This window comes from Cyclobacterium roseum (assembly GCF_010119225.1).
Taxonomy (GTDB): domain Bacteria; phylum Bacteroidota; class Bacteroidia; order Cytophagales; family Cyclobacteriaceae; genus Cyclobacterium; species Cyclobacterium roseum.
Genome location: NZ_WNKF01000004.1, coordinates 378439 through 401678 on the forward strand (window position 1 = coordinate 378439; position 23240 = coordinate 401678).

General features: G+C 44.3%; 29 protein-coding genes. 7 read left to right on the forward strand and 22 right to left on the reverse strand.

The genetic code is table 11. The features are described 5' to 3' along the window. Positions 1-35: 35 nt before the first annotated feature. From GJQ68_RS08420 to GJQ68_RS08475, 12 genes are all read right to left on the reverse strand, one after another. Positions 36-893, reverse strand: a complete 858-nt coding sequence (locus tag GJQ68_RS08420) for an AraC family transcriptional regulator (RefSeq protein ID WP_162416854.1) — start codon at positions 891-893, stop codon at positions 36-38. 9 nt (positions 894-902) lie between these two features. Then, complete coding sequence (locus GJQ68_RS08425) at positions 903-1466, reverse strand: DUF3575 domain-containing protein (protein ID WP_162416855.1); 564 nt, start codon at positions 1464-1466, stop codon at positions 903-905. Between the two features lie 14 nt (positions 1467-1480). Beyond that, the gene (locus GJQ68_RS08430) at positions 1481-1996 is read right to left on the reverse strand and encodes a hypothetical protein (RefSeq protein WP_162416856.1); all 516 of its coding nucleotides are present in this window, start codon (positions 1994-1996) and stop codon (positions 1481-1483) included. A 4-nt stretch (positions 1997-2000) separates the two neighbouring features. Then, positions 2001-2507 (reverse strand): DUF4833 domain-containing protein, encoded by a 507-nt coding sequence (locus tag GJQ68_RS08435; protein WP_162416857.1) that lies wholly within the window; start codon positions 2505-2507, stop codon positions 2001-2003. 71 nt (positions 2508-2578) lie between these two features. Next, entirely contained in the window at positions 2579-3610 is a 1032-nt protein-coding gene (locus GJQ68_RS08440) for an ATP-grasp domain-containing protein (protein WP_162416858.1), read from the reverse strand. Positions 3611-3618: 8 nt separating this feature from the next. Next, on the reverse strand, positions 3619-4731 hold the full coding sequence (locus tag GJQ68_RS08445) for a BamA/TamA family outer membrane protein (RefSeq protein WP_162416859.1): 1113 nt from the start codon (positions 4729-4731) through the stop codon (positions 3619-3621). Positions 4732-4895: 164 nt separating this feature from the next. Then, on the reverse strand, positions 4896-5435 hold the full coding sequence (locus GJQ68_RS08455; protein ID WP_162416861.1) for a YceI family protein: 540 nt from the start codon (positions 5433-5435) through the stop codon (positions 4896-4898). Positions 5436-5548: 113 nt separating this feature from the next. Continuing rightward, the gene (locus GJQ68_RS08460) at positions 5549-6244 is read right to left on the reverse strand and encodes a hypothetical protein (RefSeq protein ID WP_162416862.1); all 696 of its coding nucleotides are present in this window, start codon (positions 6242-6244) and stop codon (positions 5549-5551) included. A gap of 15 nt (positions 6245-6259) precedes the next feature. After that, complete coding sequence (locus GJQ68_RS23185; protein ID WP_202927899.1) at positions 6260-6421, reverse strand: hypothetical protein; 162 nt, start codon at positions 6419-6421, stop codon at positions 6260-6262. A gap of 19 nt (positions 6422-6440) precedes the next feature. After that, the gene (locus GJQ68_RS08465) at positions 6441-7184 is read right to left on the reverse strand and encodes a flavodoxin family protein (RefSeq protein WP_162416863.1); all 744 of its coding nucleotides are present in this window, start codon (positions 7182-7184) and stop codon (positions 6441-6443) included. 168 nt (positions 7185-7352) lie between these two features. Continuing rightward, a complete protein-coding gene (locus GJQ68_RS08470) occupies positions 7353-7625 on the reverse strand; it encodes a hypothetical protein (RefSeq protein WP_162416864.1) in 273 nt (90 codons plus the stop codon). Positions 7626-7635: 10 nt separating this feature from the next. After that, positions 7636-8220, reverse strand: a complete 585-nt coding sequence (locus GJQ68_RS08475) for a sigma-70 family RNA polymerase sigma factor (RefSeq protein ID WP_162344125.1) — start codon at positions 8218-8220, stop codon at positions 7636-7638. A gap of 270 nt (positions 8221-8490) precedes the next feature. Between GJQ68_RS08475 and GJQ68_RS08480 the strand changes: the two genes are divergently transcribed. After that, entirely contained in the window at positions 8491-9252 is a 762-nt protein-coding gene (locus GJQ68_RS08480; RefSeq protein WP_162416865.1) for an SDR family NAD(P)-dependent oxidoreductase, read from the forward strand. On the opposite strand, the gene GJQ68_RS08485 is transcribed toward GJQ68_RS08480, so the two are convergent. The 7 genes from GJQ68_RS08485 to GJQ68_RS08515 form a co-directional block, all read right to left on the reverse strand. Next, on the reverse strand, positions 9242-10018 hold the full coding sequence (locus tag GJQ68_RS08485) for an alpha/beta fold hydrolase (protein ID WP_162416866.1): 777 nt from the start codon (positions 10016-10018) through the stop codon (positions 9242-9244). The two genes, GJQ68_RS08480 and GJQ68_RS08485, sit on opposite strands and share 11 nt — an antisense overlap. 77 nt (positions 10019-10095) lie before the next feature. After that, complete coding sequence (locus tag GJQ68_RS08490; protein ID WP_162416867.1) at positions 10096-11250, reverse strand: cellulase family glycosylhydrolase; 1155 nt, start codon at positions 11248-11250, stop codon at positions 10096-10098. Between the two features lie 664 nt (positions 11251-11914). Beyond that, positions 11915-12223 carry a nucleotidyltransferase domain-containing protein gene (locus GJQ68_RS08495; RefSeq protein ID WP_162416868.1) on the reverse strand — a complete coding sequence of 103 codons (309 nt, stop codon included), beginning with the start codon at positions 12221-12223 and terminating at the stop codon, positions 11915-11917. A 132-nt stretch (positions 12224-12355) separates the two neighbouring features. Next, positions 12356-12583, reverse strand: coding sequence for a HEPN domain-containing protein (locus GJQ68_RS23650; RefSeq protein WP_162416869.1), 228 nt, complete (start codon positions 12581-12583; stop codon positions 12356-12358). A 229-nt stretch (positions 12584-12812) separates the two neighbouring features. After that, positions 12813-12968, reverse strand: coding sequence for a T9SS type A sorting domain-containing protein (locus tag GJQ68_RS08505; RefSeq protein ID WP_162416870.1), 156 nt, complete (start codon positions 12966-12968; stop codon positions 12813-12815). Next, a complete protein-coding gene (locus GJQ68_RS08510; RefSeq protein WP_162416871.1) occupies positions 12961-13218 on the reverse strand; it encodes a hypothetical protein in 258 nt (85 codons plus the stop codon). The genes GJQ68_RS08505 and GJQ68_RS08510 overlap by 8 nt, the downstream gene beginning before the upstream one ends. Positions 13219-13249: 31 nt before the next feature. After that, positions 13250-13807 (reverse strand): hypothetical protein, encoded by a 558-nt coding sequence (locus GJQ68_RS08515; protein WP_162416872.1) that lies wholly within the window; start codon positions 13805-13807, stop codon positions 13250-13252. Between the two features lie 768 nt (positions 13808-14575). Here GJQ68_RS08515 and GJQ68_RS08520 point away from each other — a divergent pair. Next, positions 14576-14800: a hypothetical protein gene (locus tag GJQ68_RS08520; protein WP_162416873.1), complete on the forward strand. Its 225-nt coding sequence runs from the start codon at positions 14576-14578 to the stop codon at positions 14798-14800. After that, positions 14794-15114 (forward strand): type II toxin-antitoxin system RelE/ParE family toxin, encoded by a 321-nt coding sequence (locus GJQ68_RS23655; RefSeq protein ID WP_162416874.1) that lies wholly within the window; start codon positions 14794-14796, stop codon positions 15112-15114. Before GJQ68_RS08520 ends, GJQ68_RS23655 begins: the two co-directional genes overlap by 7 nt. A gap of 194 nt (positions 15115-15308) precedes the next feature. Here GJQ68_RS23655 and GJQ68_RS08530 read toward each other — a convergent pair whose 3' ends face one another. Further along, on the reverse strand, positions 15309-15806 hold the full coding sequence (locus GJQ68_RS08530; RefSeq protein WP_162416567.1) for an META domain-containing protein: 498 nt from the start codon (positions 15804-15806) through the stop codon (positions 15309-15311). Positions 15807-16588: 782 nt separating this feature from the next. Here GJQ68_RS08530 and GJQ68_RS08535 point away from each other — a divergent pair. Continuing rightward, complete coding sequence (locus tag GJQ68_RS08535) at positions 16589-17188, forward strand: Uma2 family endonuclease (protein WP_162416875.1); 600 nt, start codon at positions 16589-16591, stop codon at positions 17186-17188. A gap of 284 nt (positions 17189-17472) precedes the next feature. On the opposite strand, the gene dxs is transcribed toward GJQ68_RS08535, so the two are convergent. After that, positions 17473-19398 carry a 1-deoxy-D-xylulose-5-phosphate synthase gene (gene dxs, locus GJQ68_RS08540; RefSeq protein ID WP_162416876.1) on the reverse strand — a complete coding sequence of 642 codons (1926 nt, stop codon included), beginning with the start codon at positions 19396-19398 and terminating at the stop codon, positions 17473-17475. A 182-nt stretch (positions 19399-19580) separates the two neighbouring features. On the opposite strand from dxs, the gene GJQ68_RS08545 reads away from it, so the two are divergent. The 3 genes from GJQ68_RS08545 to GJQ68_RS08555 all read left to right on the forward strand — a co-directional run bounded on the left by GJQ68_RS08545 (position 19581) and on the right by GJQ68_RS08555 (position 21705). Continuing rightward, the gene (locus GJQ68_RS08545) at positions 19581-20336 is read left to right on the forward strand and encodes a segregation and condensation protein A (RefSeq protein WP_162416877.1); all 756 of its coding nucleotides are present in this window, start codon (positions 19581-19583) and stop codon (positions 20334-20336) included. Continuing rightward, positions 20333-21391 carry a lysylphosphatidylglycerol synthase transmembrane domain-containing protein gene (locus GJQ68_RS08550; RefSeq protein WP_162343488.1) on the forward strand — a complete coding sequence of 353 codons (1059 nt, stop codon included), beginning with the start codon at positions 20333-20335 and terminating at the stop codon, positions 21389-21391. The genes GJQ68_RS08545 and GJQ68_RS08550 overlap by 4 nt, the downstream gene beginning before the upstream one ends. A gap of 74 nt (positions 21392-21465) precedes the next feature. After that, complete coding sequence (locus tag GJQ68_RS08555; protein WP_317174419.1) at positions 21466-21705, forward strand: Kazal-type serine protease inhibitor domain-containing protein; 240 nt, start codon at positions 21466-21468, stop codon at positions 21703-21705. A 56-nt stretch (positions 21706-21761) separates the two neighbouring features. Here the strand turns inward: GJQ68_RS08555 and GJQ68_RS08560 are convergent, their stop codons facing one another. Further along, a complete protein-coding gene (locus tag GJQ68_RS08560; protein ID WP_162416878.1) occupies positions 21762-23135 on the reverse strand; it encodes a glycoside hydrolase family 140 protein in 1374 nt (457 codons plus the stop codon). Positions 23136-23240 lie beyond the last annotated feature (105 nt).

Consider the following 23240-nt stretch of genomic DNA (forward strand, 5'->3'; position numbering starts at 1 on the left):
TACCGTTGGTTAGGAGTTAGTAAGATAGCATCTCCTTATTTGAAAACATGGGTGGAAAACCGCTCCCGAAACTCCCTGGGAGGAAGATCGGTTTGCCTTTTAAAGAAGCGATTGAACTGAGAAGGGTCCTCAAAACCCAAGTCCCAGCCAATTTCTTTAGAGGGTTTATCGGTATAGAGCAGCAGCCGTTTGGCTTCCAATGCTATTCGATCGTGGATTATTTCCAGCGGACTTTTCTCTCCCTGCAAGGCAAAGATATTGGCGATGGTTTTGGGTGATCGGTGCATTAGGTCGGCATAGTCCGCTACTTGCCGGTACTTTTTGAAATGTTCTTCTACCAAGACATTAAACTGCCGTATCAATTCCAGTTCTTTTTCCGGTAATTTCCGGTTGAGGAGTTGCTTGCGTGCCAGGCGTGATACGCGGATGATGAACCTTTTTAAAAGTAAGCGAAGCATTTCCTCCTGATTTTGGTCCCGTGTATCGAATTCTTCCTGAAGGACACTTATCAGGGTGCGTAGCCTTCCGTTTTCTGCATCATCCAATTTGACCACGGGGGTGTAGTTGGAACCAAAAAAGAGGAATCCATTGCAGGAAACTTCGGAATCATGGGTGTGAATGCAGTAAAACCCCCGGTTAAAGGCCAATAATAGCACCTCAGGATGGGGATGCTCATGGAGTACGTCTATTTTTTGAAGGTAGGTACAACTTAGCAAATGGTTGGATTCTAACGTTACCTCTTGTTGATCTACCCGTAGCTTTAGAGGTACTCCACCGTAATTCCAAAAAAACTTGAGGTGGTTTGCTGTTTTCGTAAGTGTCTGCTCGAAATCATTTCCATCGGCCAAATGGAAACTACCGTCAACGGTTGCTATTTCAAAGGTTTTGTGCATGGCTCCTCCTTAAAAACCGAATCCTACGGTTAGTCCAATTCTCAGATCATTTTCATAATTCTCATTGAGTTCATGAGTGGCACCGGGGGGACGGGTAGACTCAGTTGACCAAAGAGGAAGTCCATAACCTAAAAATGCGGATAGTGCCAATCTCTTGTAATTGTATCGATATCCGGCGTTCAATCCTGAAAATACGGCCTGGTATTCATGTTGTATGCTGCTGCCACTTACTGTATTTTCCTCGCCCCAGCGGTACTTGGAATAGACACCGGCAAAAAGACCTTCGGCCCGTTTATCTTCAGCAAAAAAATAATACCGGTATTCCAAAGCCAGGGAATTGACTTGTTGGTCTTTATCGTCCGATAGTTGATTGAGGCGGTGCTCCAATCCCATCCAAAGCCCATTTTTCCTAAAACTGTGTTCATAGCTCAGTACCAGGTTTTCGGCCGGCAGTCCCAGCGCATTGATTCCGACCCTGTTTTTATAGGATGGAGCCTCTTGAGCAAAAGAAGAAAACCCGTTAAGATAAACCAGAACCAGGGATAAAAATAGAAGAGTAGCGTTACGTTTCATTAGAAAGAGATGGTTTAGGATGACTCCGGACTGCTTTGCATTCGGAATTTAATGGTAGAGGGGGCTACCCCAAAATGGGCATCGATGAGACCGGACAATCCCTGTTCAAAAAGCCCTATTTTTATTAAGGCCTGATGGTGGATACTATGCTCCAGGCAGTAAGCCAACTCCCGCTGAAAGGAGGAGGGGATGGTACAGGTTTGTTCTGTGGACACCGCATAGGAAGCAACCAGGTAAACCGGTCCTACCATTTTCTCTGAATCCAGCCAATGGATCATTTGACGAATCATCTTTGCCGCTTCTGAAGGTTCTTTTTCCAGTAGCATGGCCCGCTTTCGGTTGTCGTAATTTACGGCTCCTCCTTCTCCGTAGGCCTGCGACAAGCAGGTGTAGAATTCAAGGATGTGCCGAATGTGTTGACCTATGGAGGAACCGGACAGGTAAGAGGAGGGAAATTGGTATTGTTCTGCATTCAACTTATCTAGTAGCGAAGCGATGCTTTTAAGATTTTCCTGACATTCAGCTTGCATGGATTTAGGGGTTAAAGGTTTCTTTCACACGGGTATTGGCCAATTCATGAAATCCCATGACAGCTACTTCTGTGATATTGGGTTTCCAAAACGAACCCCCATCTATTTCCAGGTAAATATGTCTGATTTTCATCATGTGATTATTAATTTTGGCGAATACACCATAGTTGCCGAAAAGGTCTTTTTTTAAGGTGAATATTTTTTTGTCGTAAGAAACAAATTGAAAGGTTACCTGATCGCCCTTATGGGAAAGGATATCAATTCCGTAACCAAATTTCTTTTTGATCCAGTTTACTGGGATCAATTCGCCCGTTTTTTCATTGTCCAGCCATTTCAGGCTTATTGGAGCTTCTTTTTCAGGCTTGCCATTTTTATCCAAATGCAGAAAATAAACAATCTGATCTTCATTCAGACTGCGTTCTATCGTAAACAAAACTTGCTGATCTTGCGCCGAAACCTGTGTTAGAAACAGCACTCCAATTAGGATTAAAAGGCCGCCAAAACGACTCATGATGATAATATTTTTCTGATTCGTGCTAATAGACGTAAAGCGTATGGAAACCTGACAAAAAAATAAATTAATTATTTCTGGTTTTTCCATTCTTTAAAATGCCTCCAGGCGGCATCAAAAGAAGCGGGTTTGAATCCCCTTTTTTTATTTTCCATACTGATCGTATAAATGACTTTCCAGTGATGTAATAGGGTTCGGACTCCCTTCCAAAATTTCGCATTTGGATCATAAATATGGGCGGGCTCGGCATTGACACCGTTTACTTCCAGTATTTTGATGCCCCAACCCTTCTTAAAATCTTCTTCGGAGGCTGCCTTGAGGTCAAACCTACCATAGTAGAAGTTTGGGATTTGGTAACTTAAGGCATCAAAAAAATAGATCAGATCCTCATTGCAGAGGTGATTACCATCCATGAATTTTGTTCCACGGTTGTGGTTGCCAATGGGCTCTAACAGTTTTTCGATTCCGCCAGGTAAAATTTCGTCCGGGTTTATCCCTTCTTGGGCCAGCAATTTAGTAGCGATTAGTCGGGCTCTTGGCTTTTGTAGTATGAGTTCCTTAACGGTAGAATAGCCATCACCTCTAATAGTCAGAAATGATTTTACAACCAGGGAGGGAATCGTGCCAGTGCTTTGGCCCGGTATCCGATAATAAAAAACGCCGGCCTCAAAGGGGCTGTCTATATACTCCTGTATCAAAAAGTCAACCCGGGTTTGGCGCAGGTATTTTTTGAGTTGTTTATAGCTATGCAGCAACGATACACCTACGCCGCGCTCTCCCCGGTCCGGTTTGGCAATCAGCGGGAAATTTAGGTTCAAACTTGAAAGACGGATAAGAACTTCTTGAATCTGCGTATTTGGTTTAACGTACAGCGTTCGTGGCTTAAAAGCCGAACGGATTTTTTTGAGTTGTTTGTTTTTGCTGCAATTATACAAACCTCCCATTTCCATTTCGGGATTGGCCATGGAAAAGAAAAAGAAGTTCCTGGCTTTTAGCGAAAGGAGCAGGTAGTAAAGAAAGACCGGATAATAAATGATCCATGTCGGCCAGTATTCCCAGTGGAATAGCTTGGTGTAGAAGGTAGAGCGATTTCTTCTGCGCATGACTGACATTAAAAGGACTCGGCAAAATAAATATAAAACCCGGTTGAGTCCGGCGTAATACTGTAATCAAAGCGAACATTGGTGCGGTCCTTTTTGCTGACGCGTACGCGGATTCCAGCCCCTGTAGCCAGGTGGATATGTTGGACCAATTCGGTTCGTATATCCGGATAGACCCTTCCCATCGATCCGAAGACTACCAATCCAAACCTACCTTTGACATGCTGGCGAAATTCCGACTGCAATATCATCAGGTGCTTGTCCCGAAACCGACCCTGGTAGTAACCCCTATGCAAAAAGGGCCCACCAAGGGTAGGCAATGTCCGGTAAGGAACCGTTCCCATCGAAAACTGGGCGACAAACTGATTCGCCCAGGTAGCCTTTTCTCCCAATTTCCAATAGTCCCGAATATCCAGGGTAGCCAACCCAAAGTAGATCGGATTTTCATCGGCTTGCCCCATCCCAAACACCGGGGTAAATTCTAAGAAACTGCCATCGGAAGGTGACAGGATGTGATCTCTTTTGTCCCACATAAAGGAGGGGCCCAGGCTCAGGTAGGAATAGCCCTTTTCCCCAATTTCGGCAGCAATGTCATTAAAAATAACTTCGTTTTCAGGAAATTCCGGCGTAAGCCACTGTCCCTGCAGGGAGACCCCCATGTAGGTATCATTTTCCAGTTTACTATAACTTTTGCTGCTTAATGTAAACGCAGAAAACTCATAAAGTGCCCGATTGGCTTCCTGGGTGTCATTCCCTATTCCATAATAGTATTCCGGAAATTTTCGATAGTCCAGGCTACCGTTTAGAAAATACCGGTCATCAGCCGTGTAGATTTGCCAGGGAATGGTCAATAGATACTGCCGGTTTTGGGTGTAGGTGGCAAAAAGGCGGATATTGGATTTCCTCCGGCTGCCTTCCGAATAGTAGCTGTAAAAGGCAAAAGCTTCAAATGCAATACGTGTTTCCGGGGTGTAGTAGGCCAGGGGCAGGGCCTTGAAAATGGTGCTGTCGTTTTCGTCTTCCTGGGCCAGGGCCCACTGAGTGCTCAGCATCAACAGTAAAACCGTGATGGTAAAGGAAAGAGGTTTCGGTATGTTTACTGCTGGGTGCAAGTCGTTGGTCAAATTTTCTTTTAGTTATACCTGATCAGTGCGCTTTCCAGAGATACGCCCGGTCCGAAGGCAGCGGCATAAATCATTTTCGTGCTCCCATTTATAATGCCTGGATCTTTTAGAATCCGATCCCATACAATTAGTATGGTGACCGAAGACATATTCCCATATTGAGGTTAGTTTTCGACATAGAGATCTAAATACACATCATCAGACATGACCCAACTGCTACCGCCAACCCCAAAATCCCGGCGATCCAATTCACCTGAGATGGTAAAAGCAGTCTTGCCTCCGGATTCAGAAATGGTTACGTCCAATTCAATAGGTAGTGTTTTTCCTTTGATGGTTAAATCCCCCTTTACCTTTAGTTGATTGGAGCCCGGACTGCTTACCTCTGTAGACTGAAAGGTGATGGTCGGATATTTTTCTACATGAAAAAACTCTTCCTGCTTCAGGTGATTGTCTCGTTTGTTGATGCCGGTATTGATGGAGTTTACTAGTATTTTTGCTGAAAAACGACTGCTTGAAGGCTGATTTTTATTATAATCGACTTCGGTCGTAAAGGAATCGAACACCCCTTCTACGTTTATTCCCAGGTTCCGAATGTTAAATTTGATAGACGATTCTTCCTGAGTTCCTTCCCATTTGGCATGGGTATCTCCGTGTTGAGGATTGATAATCCAGAACCAAAGTACTACTAAGAACGATAGTTTCATATGATTATAATTTGCTTTTTAAGGGCCATATGGAATCTCGCATGATTGATAGTCATCTCTCTATATGACGTTCTGGTCATGCTCGATTTCATGTTAAGTAGGTTTGAAAGGTGTTAGTGAAAGGGATTGTAAGAGACTGCCAGAAAAACGAGTACAGGCTTGTACCTGAAGCGATCGTTGGCGTTGGTAAGTTCCTGGCTGGTGGTGTATTCGGTAAAGGTCATGTCCACCCCCCCTCTTAGCCAGGTTTTTTCAGACAGGGCATAGGCGATGTAAAATTCCGATTTGAGCTGACCCAGATCGTTGTCTCCGCCTAGCAGCAAGTTAAAGGAAGATGGCCTGGATTCGAGCGTTTGGGGATACTGTCCGGTGTTTTCGGAAGAGATAAACCTGGAGTCATCGGTGCTTCCAAATCCTACCCCAATCACATCAATGTTAAAACCAAGTTTGAATTTGGAACTGAACTGGTACTGCAAATTTATCAGGGCACTCAAGCCCATGGTGTGGGGACTGTTCACCAGCAGGGTATCGATGGTGGCATCGTCTCCGGTAAGGTCCGCAGGGGCCGTGATGTAGTTCAGGTCACTTCCCGTAAATCCCGAAAACCGCAGGCCGTATCCTAGCCGAAATTTATTGGTGGAAAACATCCCGTAGCTGGTGTTCCAGGACAGTGCGTAGGAGAAGCTGCTGTTTTCGCCCATGCCCAAGGCCAGGTCAATGTTGGATTCCTTTTTTGGCAGGGCCGTATCTTGGGCCTGCGCACAGTTGACTGCTAGAAAAAACGCAGTTAGGAACAGATAGAATTTCATTAAATTTTTCATAGCTTATTTATCAAAGTTTTTGTTTTGATCTTCTTTAAAAAAGATAAATGCAATGGCCAGAAAGCCTATTCCTGTCAATGCGGGTGGAATCATAAAATTCCCGATGCCCATCACAATTAATGCGATAGCAAGAAGGGTTAAGACAATGGCGACTCGTTTTTTCATGGTTTTAATGGTTTTTAATTTATCTATATTCAGGGTTGGGGTGGTCTTTACTTTTTCGATCGTCCCAGGCGGTTCGTTGATTTCCGTATGCAGGGATGCCGGTGGTTTTGAGTAGCCGTGCCTGGTGCATGAGGTTCCAGGTCATAAAGGTGGTATTGCGGTTGGTAAACTCGTTTTCAGGTCCGCCGGATCCCTTATCCAGGTACGAAGGCCCGGGCCCTGCCTCTCCGATCCATCCGGCATCTGCTTGTGGCGGAATGGAATAACCCAGATGTTGCAGGGCATATAAGACACTCATGGCGCAATGCTTTACGCCGTCCTCGTTGCCGGTCACCAGGCAGCCCCCAACTTTCCCGTAATAGGCATATTGGCCCTCTTGGTTCAATTCCCCGGAAAACCCATAGAGGCGTTCTACAGCTAAAGAGGCGATGGAGGATTTTTCTCCCAGCCAAATGGGCGTTCCCAATACCAATATATCGGCGTTCATGATCTTTTTCTGAATGGGTGGCCAATCATCTGCATCCCAACCTTTGGTGGTCATGTCGGGATAGACACCAAAAGCAATCCGGTGATCCACCGGCCGGATTATTTCTGTCCGAATCCCATTGGCTTCCATGATGGCCTGACTCATTCGAATCAACCCTTCGGTATGGGATTGCTCCGGAGATTTTTTTAAGGTGCAGTTGAGAAAAATGGCACTTAACCCCGAAAAATCATAGGGATTTTCCTGATTTAGTTTTTGTTGAAAGGTATTCAGTTTCATGATTGATTGATTCAAGTCATCATCCTGAAACTGAGAGGAAAATTTTAAAAGGGGGACTGTCAAAAAGGCAACGGTCTGTTCACTAAATTTCCATCAGCCAGGATAATTGTTCGTTATCTTAATTGCTGATAGAGTAGTCGGAAGGCCAGGTGTTTCCTGACAAAAAATTTAATCTTCTTTTATTTTTTCAATAATCCGTTCTTTCGTTTTAGGAGGCAGTAGGTCTCCGGTAGCTCCTTCCGTGTTGATCCATTTGGAAAGGGCTCGCTCAATCGTTTTACTTTGGTGCCGGTAAAGGTTGCAAACCACACACATCTTTACATGAATATACAGCCGGCACTTTTCTTTAAAAGTAAGGGGGAAGACGGATTTTTTTTCAATAAGACAAGTAGCTTCCTTACAGGAAAGAAGCATAATGTTCATGATTTTTTCTAAATTCATAATAGTTGGATCAGTTAGCGCCAAACCAATTTACTTCCAGGCATTTTTTCAGCAGCAGTTTGGCCCGGTGTAATACCTGCCAATAATTAGTCTTACTGATTTCCAGTTCCTGACAGATTTCCAGGGTTTCTTTATCAAAAATATATTTGGAGATCACGGCCAGCCGCCAGCGTGGAGGGAGATCTTCCATGCAAACGTTCATTACATCGTTAAAGGCAGGGTCATCCAATAAGTGCGTATCGTTAGACCAGGCCTCTTCCAAACCATTGGCTTTCCAGTTGCCATTGGCATTAAAAAGTGTTTCCGTAAACTGAAACGCCTGATCGTCCAAATGAAGGGTTTTTTTGGCGGCCTTCCGGTAGTGGTCGATTATTTTATGATTTAGGATTTTGAGAAGCCAGGTTTTGGGACTGCTTTTTTCCTGAAATCCCTCAAAGTTCTTTACAGCGGCTAGAAAGACCTCTTGCACCAGGTCTTCAGCAACTTCCCGGTTACCGGTTTTATGATAGGCCCAACTGAATAGATAGTCTCCGTGGTCTTTAACCCACTCACTGACGGTGGCCTGTCTGGACGCCTGTTTGGATTGGTTTTTCATGGACACACCTGGGGTGAATTGATTGATTGATAAGTTCTTAAAGAAAAATAAAAATTTCCACTTATCAATTTTTTTCACCTTTTAATTCGTCATTTTTGCCGAATAAACAGGAGTCTACCTAAACAAAAACGTGTAGGAAATGCGGTAAAAATCAGATCTATAGCTCAATAAACAGGATATATGAAAAATTGAGAAAAAAAATGAGTAGGTTCCGGACATTTGGCAGTACTTTCTTAATTTTAGACAATCGATAACCGAAAAATAAAGTGGATGGACAGTAAAAAACGATACGCCGACCAGGTAGCAGTTATTACCGGCGCTGCCGATGGCATTGGCAAGGCAATCGCCCAACGCATGGCCGCTGAAGGAGCCAGCATTGCACTGTGGGATATCAAGGAGGAGAAATTAAAAGCCCTGGAAAGCGAATGGCAGGCAAAAGGAATCCCGGTAGAGGCCAGGGTTGTGGATGTTTCTGACGAAAGGGCTGTGGAAAGGGCCTTTCGGGAAACAATTGAAGCCTTCGGCCGATTGGATATTTTGGTCAATTCTGCCGGTATCGTGGGTCCTACGCAAACAAAAATCACCGATTACCCCACCGCAGCCTTTGATGAAATTTATCAGGTAAACTTACGAGGTTCCTTTCTAACCAGTAAATACGCATTAACCTGGATGGAAAAGGGCGGAAAAGGCCGGATTCTGCTGATCGCTTCCATTGCCGGAAAAGAAGGGAACCCCAATATGGTCGGGTATTCGGCTACCAAAGCCGGGGTCATTGGTTTGGTCAAGGCGCTAGGTAAGGAATATGCCGCTACAGGTATTACCGTCAATGGCCTGGCACCGGCCGTTATTCGTACGCCGATGAATGCCGATACGGCACCGGAGCAATTGGAATACATGGCCTCTAAAATTCCCATGCAACGGCTGGGTACCGTGGAAGAAGTTACCGCCATGGCTTGTTGGATCTGTTCGGACGAAGCCAGCTTTACCACTGGGTTTATCTATGATTTATCCGGAGGCAGGGCTACTTATTGACAGAAAGGGGTTGCAGAAAATTTTTTAGGATGGTTTGGGATTCGTTTTGTTTTTCAAACATGCCCATGTGACCGCAATTTTCCAGGATATTGAAATCCGTCACCGCCTGCTGGTGTTTCAGGCTGGCATCTAGTGGAACCGCCGGGTCTTTGTCCCCGCATATCATTAATCTCGGACGGGAAAATTTCTTTAAGGTGTCCAGGTGTTCGTTTCGGTCTCGCATGGCCCGGGTATATCCGATCAGGCTTTCTTTCGGATGGAGCAGCCCCCTGGCAACCAGGTTTTCGATGGCTAGCCCACAGGCTTCTCGGTTTTCTGCCGCAAACAGGGGAGGCACAAAGGAACGAATAAAAGGGGCTACCCCGTGCTTTTCCAGAAAGGCAACCGTCTGGTCTCGACTTTCTTTTTTCGTGGGCGTGTCGGCAAAGGCTGTGGAATGAAACAAGCCAATGGCCGATAGCGAAAGGTCCGGCAAAGCAGCCATTTCCAATACCAGGTAGCCTCCCAGCGAATGGCCTAGCAGGCAAGCGTTTGGGATGCCCTGCTTCAGCAGCCATTGCCTCAGGATTTGTGCTACGGAATGGAGGGAAAAACCGGCTTCCGCTGCCATACTTTCTCCAAAGCCGGGTAGGTCCGGACACCAGACTTCATAGCGGTCCGTCAGCGGCCTGGCAAAATCGGCCCACATTTCTTTGGTTTCGCCAAATCCTGGGAGCAATACCAGCGGTAGTCCTTTTCCGTATTTCAAATAGGCGATATCAGGCATATTTCATGTGTTTATAATTGTTTTTCAGTTGCCACATGGAATCTCGCATGGTTGATAGTCATCCCAGTGTGTGACGGCTACGTCATGCTCGATTTCATCAATAAGTTTAGCAGTTTACGGTCCAGTTTTTCCCCGTACCAATCTTCGTAGTCCACGTCTTCTCTGCCGGAGTTTAACACCCCAAAAGTACCCGAAAACTCCCAAAGACCAAAACCTATCCCATGGGCATACTGAATATCCAGTATATCCTCAAACCAGGAAAGAAACACATGGTGGGGCGTTTTATTATAGCAACCCAACTCGCCGCAGTGTACGCCGACACCCTGCTTGAGCAAGGAAATCCAGGGTGCATAGTGTTTTTCCAAATCCTCCCGGCTGTAATATTTTTCGTTATGCATGCCGGGCCAAACCGGATCTTTCAGGCTATCCGGATCCTTGAATACCCAGGAGGCCTTGTGATGGGAAATGTGCATGGGGAAATAGCCGCGGCAACTCTGGTGCAGGTCCAGGTCTGCCAGTTCGGGTACGGCCATGCCACCGCCGCCATTTCCATCGGCAATGACGAGTCGGGTTTTTTTGACGGACTTGATGGTATCCAGGGCTGCTTGAGCCACCTTCCGGTATTCTGCTACCGGTACCGGCCCTCCGGGAGAGTGCTGATCGTTTGGATTTTCCCGTTTAAAGGGCTCATTGACCAGGTCAAAACTCAATTTTTTGGAGGAGATATTTTTATAACGCCTGGACCACATTTCCCAATGGGCGCAGAAGGCATCCAAAGCCTCTTGGTCCTCCCATAGATTGTAAGGTTCCTGAAAGCCGGCATTGATGCAGAAGCCCGGTGCACGGTGTAGGTTCAGGCTGACGTGCAAATCTTGCGCATGGCACTTATCGATCAAGGAGTCAATTTCCTCAAGGCGTCGTTCGTCAAATTGCATCACCTCTTCCGGGGTAATGGGCTTGCTACGGTCAAATTCCAGGTAACTGGGATAGGATATGGGAATGCGGACAAAATCAAAACCCCAGTCGGCCATCCATTTGAAATAGTCGTCTTTGCTTTTGCGTCCCTTATCCGGGTCCGGATTAAAAAAATCCAGCAAATTAAACCCCCGCCAGCGTGGCAATTGATTTTTGGCTGCTGCGAAGCTGCTTTGCTGAAGGGAGAGTCCTATCCCAGCGGTGAGTAGCGTGGACTTTTTGAGAAAATCTCTTCTTGAATTGGATGGGAATGACATGGGTTTAACAGGTTATTTGGTTTAAATTAGGCATTGAATTACCAGGGGCCAAAGTAAAAAAATAAATGCCAAATATCCAGTTATCCGTTTTAGTAACCTGAGTTCAATTCTAGATAGGGTTTATAGAAATGTAAACCAAGAAAGAAAGAAAAAAACCAAGACTGCACAAAATCCCACCGCCCCGGCGCTGGGATTTTGTTTTTTGTAGAAACAACAGGTACGTTCCTGGTTTTGAAATTATCCGCTCCGCGGAATTTGCAATTCCGTGGTTCAGATAAAGGGGATTTGCAATCCCCAAAACTGTCTCTGGGAGTTTGCAACTACATCCCAGGTATCCGATGAGTTACACTATCGAGGCATTTGTAATGCCGGAAAACAAAGAACAAGCCTAAAAAAATCGGTTTTTAAAATGCACAGGATTAGCCATTACAAATGACTTTTAGACGCGTCCAATCTGTTAACAAATCGAAAATAGCAGGATGATTGGCATACATCACCCTGTACTGAGCGATCATATGTTTCAACTTCGCCTTATGGCGTGAGCAGCGTCGGGCTTCGACAGGATCAGCCCAAAATGGATTTCCGAGATAATGCCTTTGGAAGGGAGGTGAAAATTTGAGATGATAGTAGGTCTTAATTGCAAACTAGGCCTTGAGGAGGTTCTTTAGGCTATTTGTAATCCTGTACGTTTAATTAATTCGATCAAAGGAGAATCCACCTTATCATAAAATCTTGCCTTTGCTATATGATAAGGTTCAATTTTTGAATTTACTTTTTTTGTCAGATTCCAAATTTTGCCACTAAGGTAATCATCTTCGGTTTCTGTTACGATCATTATGTCAATATCGCTATCTTCATTGGCTGTATTAGATAAATAACTACCAAACAAATAAGCTCTATCAACGGCTATGCCCTCCGAGCGTAGTAGGAAGACGTATTTCTTTAGAAGTTCTACAATTTCTCTTTTAGCCACCTTAATAACCCTTTAGTTTTTACCAAGTATTCGTTTACATTCAAAATATCAGGCACCACGGGGTTGTAATCCGGATAGCGACCCTGAAGCTGATATTTCATCAGAATCCCCAAGAATATTTCCGTCTCCTCATCAAATTTTAATTCTATTTTTTCTGATAGATAAATTTAAGTTATGTGTCCTTGGGGCAAAATCCTTTGTTGTACTAACTACGTGTGCTTTTATGGCCTTCTCAACTACTAAATGACAGAAAAAAAGGCCATGCAAAATCCGCCTTTCTCGAATTAGCAATTCAGCAGTCAATAAATCATCCTCTGCCCCCTTAATCCAATAATCAATTTGATTCTTTAAATTTACCATAATCAGCTGCTTAAAATCATCGTCATATAATAGGGCAGTGGAAGATCCTAAACATGTTTCTTATTGCAATTTATATCAAATATGGTATTTTCTGCTTAAAAGAACGACTTTTTGCAGGCTTTAAAGTGGGTTTGCATAGTTATTTTGGTGCGTTATGGAAATCAGGTAGGGTAAGTTTGTCCCGATGACTCCCCAACTATCGGCTGGGGAGAATTTCTATATCCTGAGTTTAGTCAATCCTAAGCTGTCGGGTGACGGTGCCATTGCGGTGGTCCAGGTGGACGACATAGACACCGGGCTGGAGGTGGCTGATGTCCAGCTCATAGCTGTTGTCCGCAGGAGGGTCTTCCACACAGATCCTTTCCGCCCCCGTCAGATCAAACACCATCTTTTAAGCCAATCCCCATTTCATGCCCCTTTCCAAATTTAAATGGGCCCCTAAATATTTCCCCGTTATTTTCCTCCTGCAACGAAGTATAATCGTATGATGGTAAGCGCATTTCCGGAGCTTCAATTGATAAGGTCAACTTTTGTTTTTCCCACTTCGCTAATTCATCTATACTTTTTACGACAACCTGAGCTTGGGTAAACGCTGTAATTATTAGAAACGGAATTAATAGATAAAATTTCCTCATGACGATTTTAGGGTTATTCAACAAACAATATTCAATTAACTTCAAAATCTAAAAGAACCTGCACCTTGAAATTCTCAAATTTTGGAGTTTCAAGCATATGCTCAAATTCCACAATATACTCTCCTTTAGGCAATGGCAAATTCTTTGGATAGCTTAGCCCTCCCCAGGAAACTTCGGTTTTTTCCAAATCTCCTAACCATGTAACCTTAATGACAACCCTCTCACCAGGCATAAGGATTCGGCCCAGGTTTAAATCAAAACCGATTAATTTTGGATCATATACTGAACCTACTAAGGAATTATCAGTTTTATTAAAAATCTGAAATACAGGATATAGGGGGATAGATCCACCATTGGTGCCTTCCCATGAAACAACCTTGTTTCCAGAATTTACTATTTGGTAATCAAATATTATATCTTCTCCTTCTCTAAATGAATTAGTAGGATTACCTGATACATCAAGAAGTTGGAATTGCGCGTTAAGAGGAGGTAAAGACATATTTTCAACGCAACCTGTCACAATTAGAATAGAATGAATCATAATTAAAAAAGCTATCCACTTTCTTTTAAAAACCACTATTTTTTTCATCTTAATCGAATTTTAATTGATATCCCCATTCAGGCAAAAAGAAAGGATTAAAAACACTACTAAAAATACAGGTTTTTATTTTTAATTTCCTAATCCTTTCGCCTTTTTCTTTTAAGACGAAAAAGAACTGCAAAACGCTACAGGAATGAGATGGCCTGGGACCAAAGCTTGTTATTCGTTTACTGCAGTGGCGTTTTCAGTACGAAGATAAATAAACCACATAGACCACATAGCGCACATAGTTTATTGCGGCCAAAGCAGAATTTGCTGAGGGGTTCTAATTCTAAGGGAAGCCCTCTAGTCCTAATTCTGAAGGAAGCCCTCTATGTGGACTATGCAACTATGTGGTTAAAAAAAATACCATGGAGATACCTCGAAGGCATATCCATTATTCATAAATTTCGAGCACCCGAACTGGGTGAGTTGGCAACTACATCCCAGGTGTCTGATTGGTTACGGAAACGAGGCATTTGTAATACCGGAAACCAAAGGCAAACCCTAAAATAGATCGTTTTTTTAAAATACACCCGATTAACCAATACCAATGAATTTTTGACGCGTCCAATCTGTTAACAAATCGAAAATAGCAGGTTGATTGGCATACATCACCCGGTACTGAGCAATCATATGTTTCAACTTCGCCTTATGGCGTGAGCAGCGTCGGGCTTCGGCAAGCTCAGCCCAAAAGGCATTCCTCGATTCAGTGGTTCGGTTGCTTTGATCAGATTGATTTTGAGAGAAATATCATTATATTTACTAAAAAAAGGTATGAGCATAGCGGAATTAAAATTAAGGCTACATCAGACCATTGATTCCATCAATGACCGAGCTAAACTTGAGGTCCTGTATGCATTATTAAAGGACACTAAGTCTAGGTATTCCCCGATGGATTTAAAGGAGTATGTCAATTCCATTGACGAAGCCATCCTTCAAGTGAAGGCAGGAAAGTTCTCAACAGTAGATGACTTGGAGAAAGAATCCGAGCGTTGGTAAAAATTCCGCAACATAAACCTGTTGTATGGTCTGATAAAGCCAAGATGGCTCTAAAAGATCATTATGATTGGATAAAATTAGACTCCAAAAGTGCTGCCGATATCGTAAGACGAGAAATCATACGATCTACCAAAGAGCTGGTCCTGAACCCAGAAAAACATCAGCTAGATGAATTTTACCCAAACAATCCAGGCAACATCCGGAGGTTTTTCAGATGGAGTTATCGGATCATTTTTCAAGTTCAAGAGGATTATATAGCAATTTTAAATGTGATCCACACTAGCCAAGAACCAAATAAAACCAATGATAGCTAAAACCTTCCTGTTAAACCGGGTTGTAGATAGAAATATGTTTTGGCTTCTACTCCAAGTGGGGGAGCCTTGCGAACGACGGGTTCACTTGTGATCAGTTGAATTTTTTTCCAAAGAAAGACCTAAGAGCAACAAACTAAATATTTTTTCATGATTATTGGGGTTAAAACGATTGGTTAGACAATTAAAACTACCACTTATTGTGGTTGGAAAAGCATGGATTTTTCGGAATCAAAGTAGAGTGTCAACCCTTTTGGTGATAGAGCGAACGAAAAAACATCGTTCAAGGAAGCTATATAATAGCCACCGTCAAATAGCTCATTAAGCTCGGTAGTATTGGTAAATGTTAGAATTTCCAAGAGGCCATCACTGCCCAGAAGATACCGACCATAGGCCGAGTTAGTAGATGTCCGTCCACTTATTTCACCATTGCCATTAAATTTTAGCAAATAGGTGCTTTCCCCATCAGGTTCTGGTAGTTTCACCCTATTCCGCCCTTCATCCACAAACCCGATAAGTTTCCATGTGGTGCCTATCAAGGGAAGAGACGTATAGTCAGGGTTGTCAGGAATTTGGCTTAAGCGGATCTCGCCCTCCGGTAATTCCTCTTCCCGGCATCCGCCGAGAACCGGTAAAAGAAAAACCATGCCTACCAAAACCATCCATCTATTTTTAAAACTTACTACTTTCTTCATCTTAATCGAATTTTGATTGATAACCCCACCCAGGTAAAAAGAAAGGATTAAAAAACTACTAAAAATACAGGTTTTTTTTTATTTCCTAATCCGTTGGCCTTTTTCTTTTAAGACGAAAAAGGACTGCAAAACGCTACAGGAATGAGATGGCCTGGGACCAAAGCTGTTGTTCATTAATGGCAATGGCGTGTTCAGTACGAAGATAAATAAACCACATAGCCCACATAGCGCACATAGTTTATTGCGGCCAAAGCAGCATTTGCTAATTCTAAGGGAAGCACTCTATGTGAACGATGCAACTATGTGGTTAAATAAATACTGAAGATTCATCGAAGGGATGTCCAATCTTCCTGAATTTCCAGCACCCTCTCAGGGTGAGTTGGCAACTACATCCCAGGTGTCTGATTGGTTACGGAAATGATCCATTGGTAATGCCGGAAACCAAAGACAAACCCTAAAAAGTCCGTTTCTTAAAATGCACCCGATTAGCCATTACAAATGGCTTGTTGGCGGGTATTTTCTGTTTATGATTCCGAAAATAGTTGGGTGAAGTAGCATACTTCACCCAGTACTGGCTATTTCCTATTGAAGATGTTTTAGTATTGATTTATTAGCTGACAGCCTGGTTCAATAAATTTAAATGATCGGAAAATCCCCCTTTGTCCCCCTTTGGAAAGGGGGAATTGTGTACGTTCGAATAGGTGGTAATCAAGAGTTTACAATTTTGGTGGATTTGCCCAAATCTTATTACCTTTAGTAATCATTTTTGGTTTGCAAAATATATGGAAAAGCCACAAGATAAAGTCAAAGAACCGTTTTCCGCCTATGGACGCTATTCCTATGCGGATTACCTTTCCTGGCAACTGGAGGAGATGGTGGAGCTGATCAGGGGAAAAGTATTCCGGCAGGTAGCTGCTCCTCGTAGAATCCACGAGGAGCTTACGGTAGCCTTGGTTACGAGAATTCACGGATTTTTAAAAGGAGGAAGCTGTAAAGTGTATACCGCCCCCTTTGATGTGCGCCTTCCGGTTTCTTCCAGAAAGCATACCGACATCGATACTGTGGTGCAACCGGACCTCTGTGTGGTATGCGATCCGGAGAAGCTGGATGAGCTGGGCTGCGTAGGTGCTCCGGACCTGATCGTGGAAATCCTGTCGCCGGGAAATAATAAGAAAGAGCTGCAATTGAAATATGAGGTGTACGAAGCCTCGGGTGTAAAGGAATATTGGGTGGTGCATCCCGACGAGCGTACCTTGCTGATTTATACCTTGGAAGGAGGAAAATACCGGCCGTCCAGACTATTCACTTTCGGAGATCGGGTGAGGTCGCAGGCTATTCCTGGTTTTGAATTGGATTTGGAGGAGGTGTTTGGGGAGGTGTAGGCGCAGGTCTTCAGCATTGCTACTTTGATCATGTGAAGGTTTGTGATAGGATGGCATTAGCGTTAGGCAGGCATGCAATTTCAATGTTCTTAGAACCTATGATTTTTTGTCACAGAGGACTCAAAGAACCACAAAGGTACAGAGGATTTTTTAATACTACTTCGTGTTCTTAGTGCAGCCTTTGTGCGCTTTGTGACTCCCCATTTTTGTTCGTTCACGTTCTCTTCGTCCCGATCTCATTCCGTCGTCCAATGAGTTGCAAAAATCACATCATCATCCAGCCTTTAGTACTTCAAATTTTCCGAAACGGTCGTTCCGAGCATTTCTTTTGCGGCGGCAATAATGCCATCGGGGTCAAACCCACATTCGCGATGCAATTCAATTTGCTCTCCGTGCTCAATGACATCATCAGGTATTCCCAGTCTTTTTACGCTGGCCTGGTAGCCGTGGTCCACCATCCATTCCAGGACGGCGCTGCCAAATCCCCCCATCAAACAGCCGTCTTCGATGGTAATCACCTTGTCGAATTTACTGAAAACCTCATGAAGCAGGGCCTCGTCCAAAGGCTTTACAAATCGCATATCGTAATGCGCCATGTCGATGCCTTTGGTTTGAAGTTTTGCTGCCGCCTCAACGGCGTAATTGCCTACGTGGCCAATGCTCAATAAGGCCAGGTCTTTTCCTTCCTTTACAATTCTTCCTTGCCCGGTAGGTATTTTTTGAAGCGGCTGTTTCCAGTCGGGCATCACGCCCTGGCCCCTTGGATACCGGATGGAATAGGGGCCGTTGTGCTCGGTGGCTGAAAACATGAGGTTTCGGAGCTCCTCTTCGTTCATGGGCGCACTGACTACCAGATTGGGCAAACACCTGAAAAAAGCCAAATCATAGGCACCATGGTGCGTAGGGCCATCGGCTCCGGCAAAACCGGCCCGGTCCAGGCAAAAGACTACCGGCAAATTCTGAAGGCATACGTCATGGATGACCTGATCATAGGCCCGTTGCATAAACGTGCTGTAAATATTGCAAAAAGGCGTAAGCCCCTGGGTTGCCAAGCCGGCTGAAAAGGTAACGGCGTGTTGTTCGGCGATGCCTACGTCAAAAGATCGTTCCGGAAAGGCCTTCATCATAATGTTCATGGACGATCCGGAAGGCATGGCTGGGGTTACGCCTACAATTTTTTCATTTTGTCCGGCTAGTTCTACCAGGGTATGCCCAAAAACATCCTGGTACTTGGGCGCTTGCGGACTGGTGGGGATTTTTTTGGAAATTTCCCCGGTGATTTTATCAAATTTTCCGGGTGCATGCCACTTGGTTTGGTCTTTTTCTGCCGGAGCAAAACCCTTCCCTTTCACGGTAATGCAATGCAGAATTTTTGGTCCGGGTATGTCTTTCAGATCATTCAGAATTTCTACCAGATGATTAACATCATGACCGTCTACCGGTCCGAAATACCGAAGGTTCAGGGACTCAAATAAATTGCTTTGTTGGAGCAGTGTGGATTTAATGGCTCCTTCCACTTTGGAGACCACGTCCTGTGCACTGAAACCGAATTTGCTGATTTTACCCAGCAGACTCCACACTTCATCCCGGACCTTATTATAGGTATGGGAGGTAGTAATATCGGTCAGGTAATCTTTTAATGCCCCGACGTTGGGGTCTATGGACATGCAATTGTCATTCAGAATGATGAGCAGGTTGGTATCCGATACACCGGCATGATTCATGGCTTCGAAGGCCATTCCTCCGGTCATGGCACCGTCACCAATAACGGCAACATGTTGTCTTTTGTCCTCCCCTTTGTATTTGGAGGCCATGGCCATTCCCAAGGCTGCCGAGATGGAGGTGCTGGAGTGACCTACGCCAAACGCATCATAGGGACTTTCTTTACGTTTTGGAAAACCGGAAAGGCCTTTATAAAGCCTGTTGGTATGAAATTCATCCCTTCTGCCGGTAAGAATTTTGTGGCCGTAGGCCTGATGTCCTACATCCCATACCAGCTGATCATCGGGAGTATTTAATACGTAATGCAAGGCGACGGTCATTTCCACTACCCCCAAACCTGCACCGAAATGTCCTCCATACACGGAAACATGATCGATGATAAATTGCCTCAACTCATCACAGATTTGAACCAATTGGTCTTTACTGAGGTTTTTTAGGTCTTCCGGATTATGGATTTCCCTGAGTAATTTTCCAGGTTCTATTTGCATATGCCGCTTTTCTTTATAAAAATTTATAACCCCGGTGGCAGTAGATTGTTTAATATTACCAATAATTATTCAGGCCACCATGCCATGAGGGAAATTATTCAGATGCCTATTGAATTAGAAAGATATATGATACCTTTGAACTCAATAAGAAGTGCAAAAATAACAAAAAATAATCGTATCCAGTGAGTTTTGAAATCAAATTACCTTTATTTGAGGGACCGTTTGACCTGATGCTCTTTTTTATCGAAAGGGATGAGCTGGACGTTTACGATATTCCCATTTCCAAAATCACCCGTGATTTTTTGGATTACATCCACCAACTGGAGAAAATGGAGATCGAAGTCGCCAGCGAATTCATCCTTTTCGCAGCCACATTGATGAAAATAAAATCCAAAATGCTGCTGCCCAGGCCGGAGTTCAATGAAGACGGGGAGGAAATCGATCCTCGGGAGGAGCTAATCAGGCATTTATTGGAGTACAAAAAGTACAAATCCGTGATCGGCGAACTGGCGACGATGGAAGAACAACGCATGAGCCGTTTTGACAGAGGCAATGTCGTTTCCGAATTGAAGCAGCTAACAAAAACAGACCAGGTAGATGCCGAATTACAGGACCTTGACCTGTACCGACTATTAAAGGTATATCAAAAAGTGCTCACAAAATATGCGCACAGAAGCGATGAAACCAAGCATACCGTGATCCAATATCCCTATACCATTGAGCAACAGAAAACCCTGGTGCTGGATAAACTAAATGAAAAGCCGCGAATTCCATTTTCTGACTTTATTAATTACAAGCCGGATAAGATTTTTGTGATTTACACCTTTTTAGCCATTCTTGAATTGCTTCAGCTTGCCTTGGTGACGATAAAAATCGGCGAGGGATTTAATAATTTTTGGGTTGAAAAACTGGAAGCCATACCTGTAGAAGACTTATGAAATTAGACAATAGGGAAATTTTTAAAACCTTAAATCCAAATAAGGTTTGGGTTCCTGTATTGATTGGGATAGGGATTGTGTTTCTTATGTTTTACATGGATCCGACTGTCAATGCCCAAACCCTGAGGGGTGTATTTGACGCTTCCTTTTGGTCAATAATGCTGGCACTGGTGTTTATTTTTCTTCGAGATGCGGGCTACGTATTCCGGATACGCGAAATTACCAATAAGCACCTTAGCTGGAGTCGGGCCATTTATGTGATCATCCTTTGGGAATTTGCCTCGGCCGTAACTCCTTCGATCGTAGGCGGTACTGCAGTGGCGGTATTTATTCTTCACAAAGAAGGCATTCCGCTGGGCAAGGCCCTGGCCTTTACCATGCTGACCGCCATTATGGACAACCTGTTCTTTGTGCTGGGCGCGCCGATAATCCTTTTTCTGGCGCAGGGGTATATCTTTCCAGATAGCAGGGTGCTTGAAATGCGCCTGGGAAATAGTCTGGAGTACCTTTTCTGGGTGAGTTATTCGCTTTATACCCTGTATTCCCTGTTGATGGCACTGGCATTGTTTTACCGGCCACGGGTGTTTAAATGGATATTATTGAAATTATTCTCCATTCGCTGGTTGAAAAAGTGGAAATACGAAGCGAACAATTACGGAGACCAAATCATTGAAGCCAGCAAAGAATTTAGAGGGAAAAACCTGAAGTATTGGCTGCTCATCATCGTAACCACGATTTTCATCTGGTCCTCGCGTTATTTTATGCTCAATGCATTAATATCGGCCTACGAAAGTCTCAGCATGTTTGAGCATGTGGTCATTTTCGCCCGGCAAATTATTATGTGGATCGTGATGATGATCAGTCCGACCCCCGGGAGCAGTGGCACGGCAGAATTTTTCTTTGCCCAGTTCTTCAATGAATTTCTGACCGGCTACACCTTTGTTACCAGCATTCTCTGGCGGGTGTTTTCGTATTATCCCTACCTGCTTTTAGGGGCAATATTTTTGCCCCGCTGGATCCGGCAGGTGTTTTTCAAAAAGAAGACCAATGAATAAAATGGCTTCTCTTTGTGGCGTTTTGATGATTTATTCCGTCTCAGCATTAAGTTAGTGGCGTATAAAAAAAATAAATGATGAAAAAGGCGGTCTTCGCACTTGGATTGATTTTAGCAATGGGGTTTCAATGTGAGGAAGTACAACCTAGCGGAGTTGTGGAAACAAGCTGCATCGATCCTGATAAAATCAATCCTGAAGGAATTTGCACCATGGAGTACAACCCTGTATGTGGTTGTGATGGAAAGACCTATGGGAATGCCTGCTCTGCAGGGCAGGCAGGGCTGAAAAGCTGGTCAAAGGGTAATTGTGACTAAACAGAAATTTCGTTTGTTGGTGAATTTTTCACTGACTGATTGGTGTATTCAGAAACCTATTCGGCATCCAAAATAAGTACCCAATCGTGTCCTTTTCCTCCAGAGGTAGGAGGTGAAATCTCCATTTTACCTGACTTCTCTATCGCTGCACCCAAATAGGAATTACCTGTTCTTGGGTCATACCAAGTGATTTGCAAGAGGTTTCCGGATAACTTTCCTGAATTCAAGGTAACTGTTTTTCCAGTTGGAAAATAAATCATGGCATAGCTTCCCTCATTGTCACGGGTAGCGATGACAAAATGTTCGTTGTCTTCCTGAGTACTGGTAATCATCTCCTGTGCCGGGATGCGGGTCAGGAACGGCCTGCTGAGCATCAGGTTTTTCAAGTGTTTTACCTGATTGGCCATGGGCAGGTCCAAGGCTTCTTTCCAGGGTCTCAATGGGCCATTTATTCCCTCTCTTCCGGTGGTATACATCTGCCAGACATCGTGACAGCCGTAGGATTGCCCGAAGGCACCTGCAAATACATTCCAGTACATGATCCGGCGGATATCCTCTGCAACACTGTAACCGAGTTCTTTGGCGTTGAAGCAATTGGGATGGTCTTCATAAAGGGGTTCGCCATCCAGGGTAGGTTTTACCGGCAGCAATGCATAATCGTGAGCGATTTTCTTGTAGGTAGCTTGGTTGGCACAATGGCCCGTTTGGTGCATGTTGAAATCCAGCCATTCGTCATTATGAAACCAGTTACTGGAGCCTCCTGGTCCTGTGGGTTGGGGGTGAAAGGTCATCAAGGCCTTGTCCAGGCCTCCTATTCCTTCACTAATTCCAGCGGCAAGCGCTCGCCAGATGGCCACATCAGCGCTTTTGGCTCGTGGATTACGGTCGCCTCCTATGACCCAGATGATGTGGGATTGATCTTTGTACCGGTTGCCGATCCAATAACCAAAAGCCTTGGCATTTTCCTCGGTAAAGACTTCCGGCCCTTTTCCCCAGGAATTAGTAAATACCTTATCCCCCCAGGTAGGCAACAGAGCGACATAGATGCCCTGCTCCGCAGCCATTTGTACGATGGCATCCACATGTGAAAAATAAGCCGGATTGGGCTGGGAGGGATCGTTATCGATCAAGGGAGTTTCCCCATACGGGTTGGGACTATTGAGGCCGTCAATTTCCGCAAGGGCTACAGCCTGTAACACGTTGAATCCCTGTTCAGCCCGCTTTTTCAAGTAATGGGCGGCCTCTTCCCGATCACAGCGGTGGAAGAGTTCCCAGGCCGTATCCGCCATCCAGAAAAAGGGATCACCATTCTCGGTGACCAGAAACCGTTTATTTTCTGCTACCTTCAATCGGGGCAAAGAAGCCTGTCCGTAGGTGGCATACATCGAAAAAAAAGCAAGCAGGAATACCAGGATGGGTTTTGAAGTCATTGCGGGGAGGAAATAGATACCAGGCAAGATAAAAAGATCCAGGCGAATCTGAACAATAAAGCACCCCATTTGGGAATAATGTTAAAAAATCATAAAATTTCTCCC

Coding starts and splice junctions, on each gene's coding strand:
- GJQ68_RS08465 (WP_162416863.1), bottom strand. CDS start 7,184: ATGAAACTGAATACCTTTCAACAAAAACTAAATCAGGAAAATCCCTAT.
- GJQ68_RS08535 (WP_162416875.1), top strand. CDS start 16,589: ATGGAAAAGCCACAAGATAAAGTCAAAGAACCGTTTTCCGCCTATGGA.
- GJQ68_RS08420 (WP_162416854.1), bottom strand. CDS start 893: ATGCACAAAACCTTTGAAATAGCAACCGTTGACGGTAGTTTCCATTTG.
- GJQ68_RS08560 (WP_162416878.1), bottom strand. CDS start 23,135: ATGACTTCAAAACCCATCCTGGTATTCCTGCTTGCTTTTTTTTCGATG.
- GJQ68_RS08550 (WP_162343488.1), top strand. CDS start 20,333: ATGAAATTAGACAATAGGGAAATTTTTAAAACCTTAAATCCAAATAAG.
- GJQ68_RS08510 (WP_162416871.1), bottom strand. CDS start 13,218: ATGAGGAAATTTTATCTATTAATTCCGTTTCTAATAATTACAGCGTTT.
- GJQ68_RS08455 (WP_162416861.1), bottom strand. CDS start 5,435: ATGAAACTATCGTTCTTAGTAGTACTTTGGTTCTGGATTATCAATCCT.
- GJQ68_RS08425 (WP_162416855.1), bottom strand. CDS start 1,466: ATGAAACGTAACGCTACTCTTCTATTTTTATCCCTGGTTCTGGTTTAT.
- dxs (WP_162416876.1), bottom strand. CDS start 19,398: ATGCAAATAGAACCTGGAAAATTACTCAGGGAAATCCATAATCCGGAA.
- GJQ68_RS08475 (WP_162344125.1), bottom strand. CDS start 8,220: ATGAAAAACCAATCCAAACAGGCGTCCAGACAGGCCACCGTCAGTGAG.
- GJQ68_RS08430 (WP_162416856.1), bottom strand. CDS start 1,996: ATGCAAGCTGAATGTCAGGAAAATCTTAAAAGCATCGCTTCGCTACTA.
- GJQ68_RS08435 (WP_162416857.1), bottom strand. CDS start 2,507: ATGAGTCGTTTTGGCGGCCTTTTAATCCTAATTGGAGTGCTGTTTCTA.
- GJQ68_RS23650 (WP_162416869.1), bottom strand. CDS start 12,583: ATGGTAAATTTAAAGAATCAAATTGATTATTGGATTAAGGGGGCAGAG.
- GJQ68_RS08530 (WP_162416567.1), bottom strand. CDS start 15,806: ATGAAGAAAGTAGTAAGTTTTAAAAATAGATGGATGGTTTTGGTAGGC.
- GJQ68_RS08485 (WP_162416866.1), bottom strand. CDS start 10,018: ATGCCTGATATCGCCTATTTGAAATACGGAAAAGGACTACCGCTGGTA.
- GJQ68_RS08440 (WP_162416858.1), bottom strand. CDS start 3,610: ATGCGCAGAAGAAATCGCTCTACCTTCTACACCAAGCTATTCCACTGG.
- GJQ68_RS23185 (WP_202927899.1), bottom strand. CDS start 6,421: ATGAAAAAACGAGTCGCCATTGTCTTAACCCTTCTTGCTATCGCATTA.
- GJQ68_RS08520 (WP_162416873.1), top strand. CDS start 14,576: ATGAGCATAGCGGAATTAAAATTAAGGCTACATCAGACCATTGATTCC.
- GJQ68_RS08480 (WP_162416865.1), top strand. CDS start 8,491: ATGGACAGTAAAAAACGATACGCCGACCAGGTAGCAGTTATTACCGGC.
- GJQ68_RS08555 (WP_317174419.1), top strand. CDS start 21,466: ATGATGAAAAAGGCGGTCTTCGCACTTGGATTGATTTTAGCAATGGGG.
- GJQ68_RS08515 (WP_162416872.1), bottom strand. CDS start 13,807: ATGAAAAAAATAGTGGTTTTTAAAAGAAAGTGGATAGCTTTTTTAATT.
- GJQ68_RS08490 (WP_162416867.1), bottom strand. CDS start 11,250: ATGTCATTCCCATCCAATTCAAGAAGAGATTTTCTCAAAAAGTCCACG.
- GJQ68_RS08460 (WP_162416862.1), bottom strand. CDS start 6,244: ATGAAATTCTATCTGTTCCTAACTGCGTTTTTTCTAGCAGTCAACTGT.
- GJQ68_RS08470 (WP_162416864.1), bottom strand. CDS start 7,625: ATGAATTTAGAAAAAATCATGAACATTATGCTTCTTTCCTGTAAGGAA.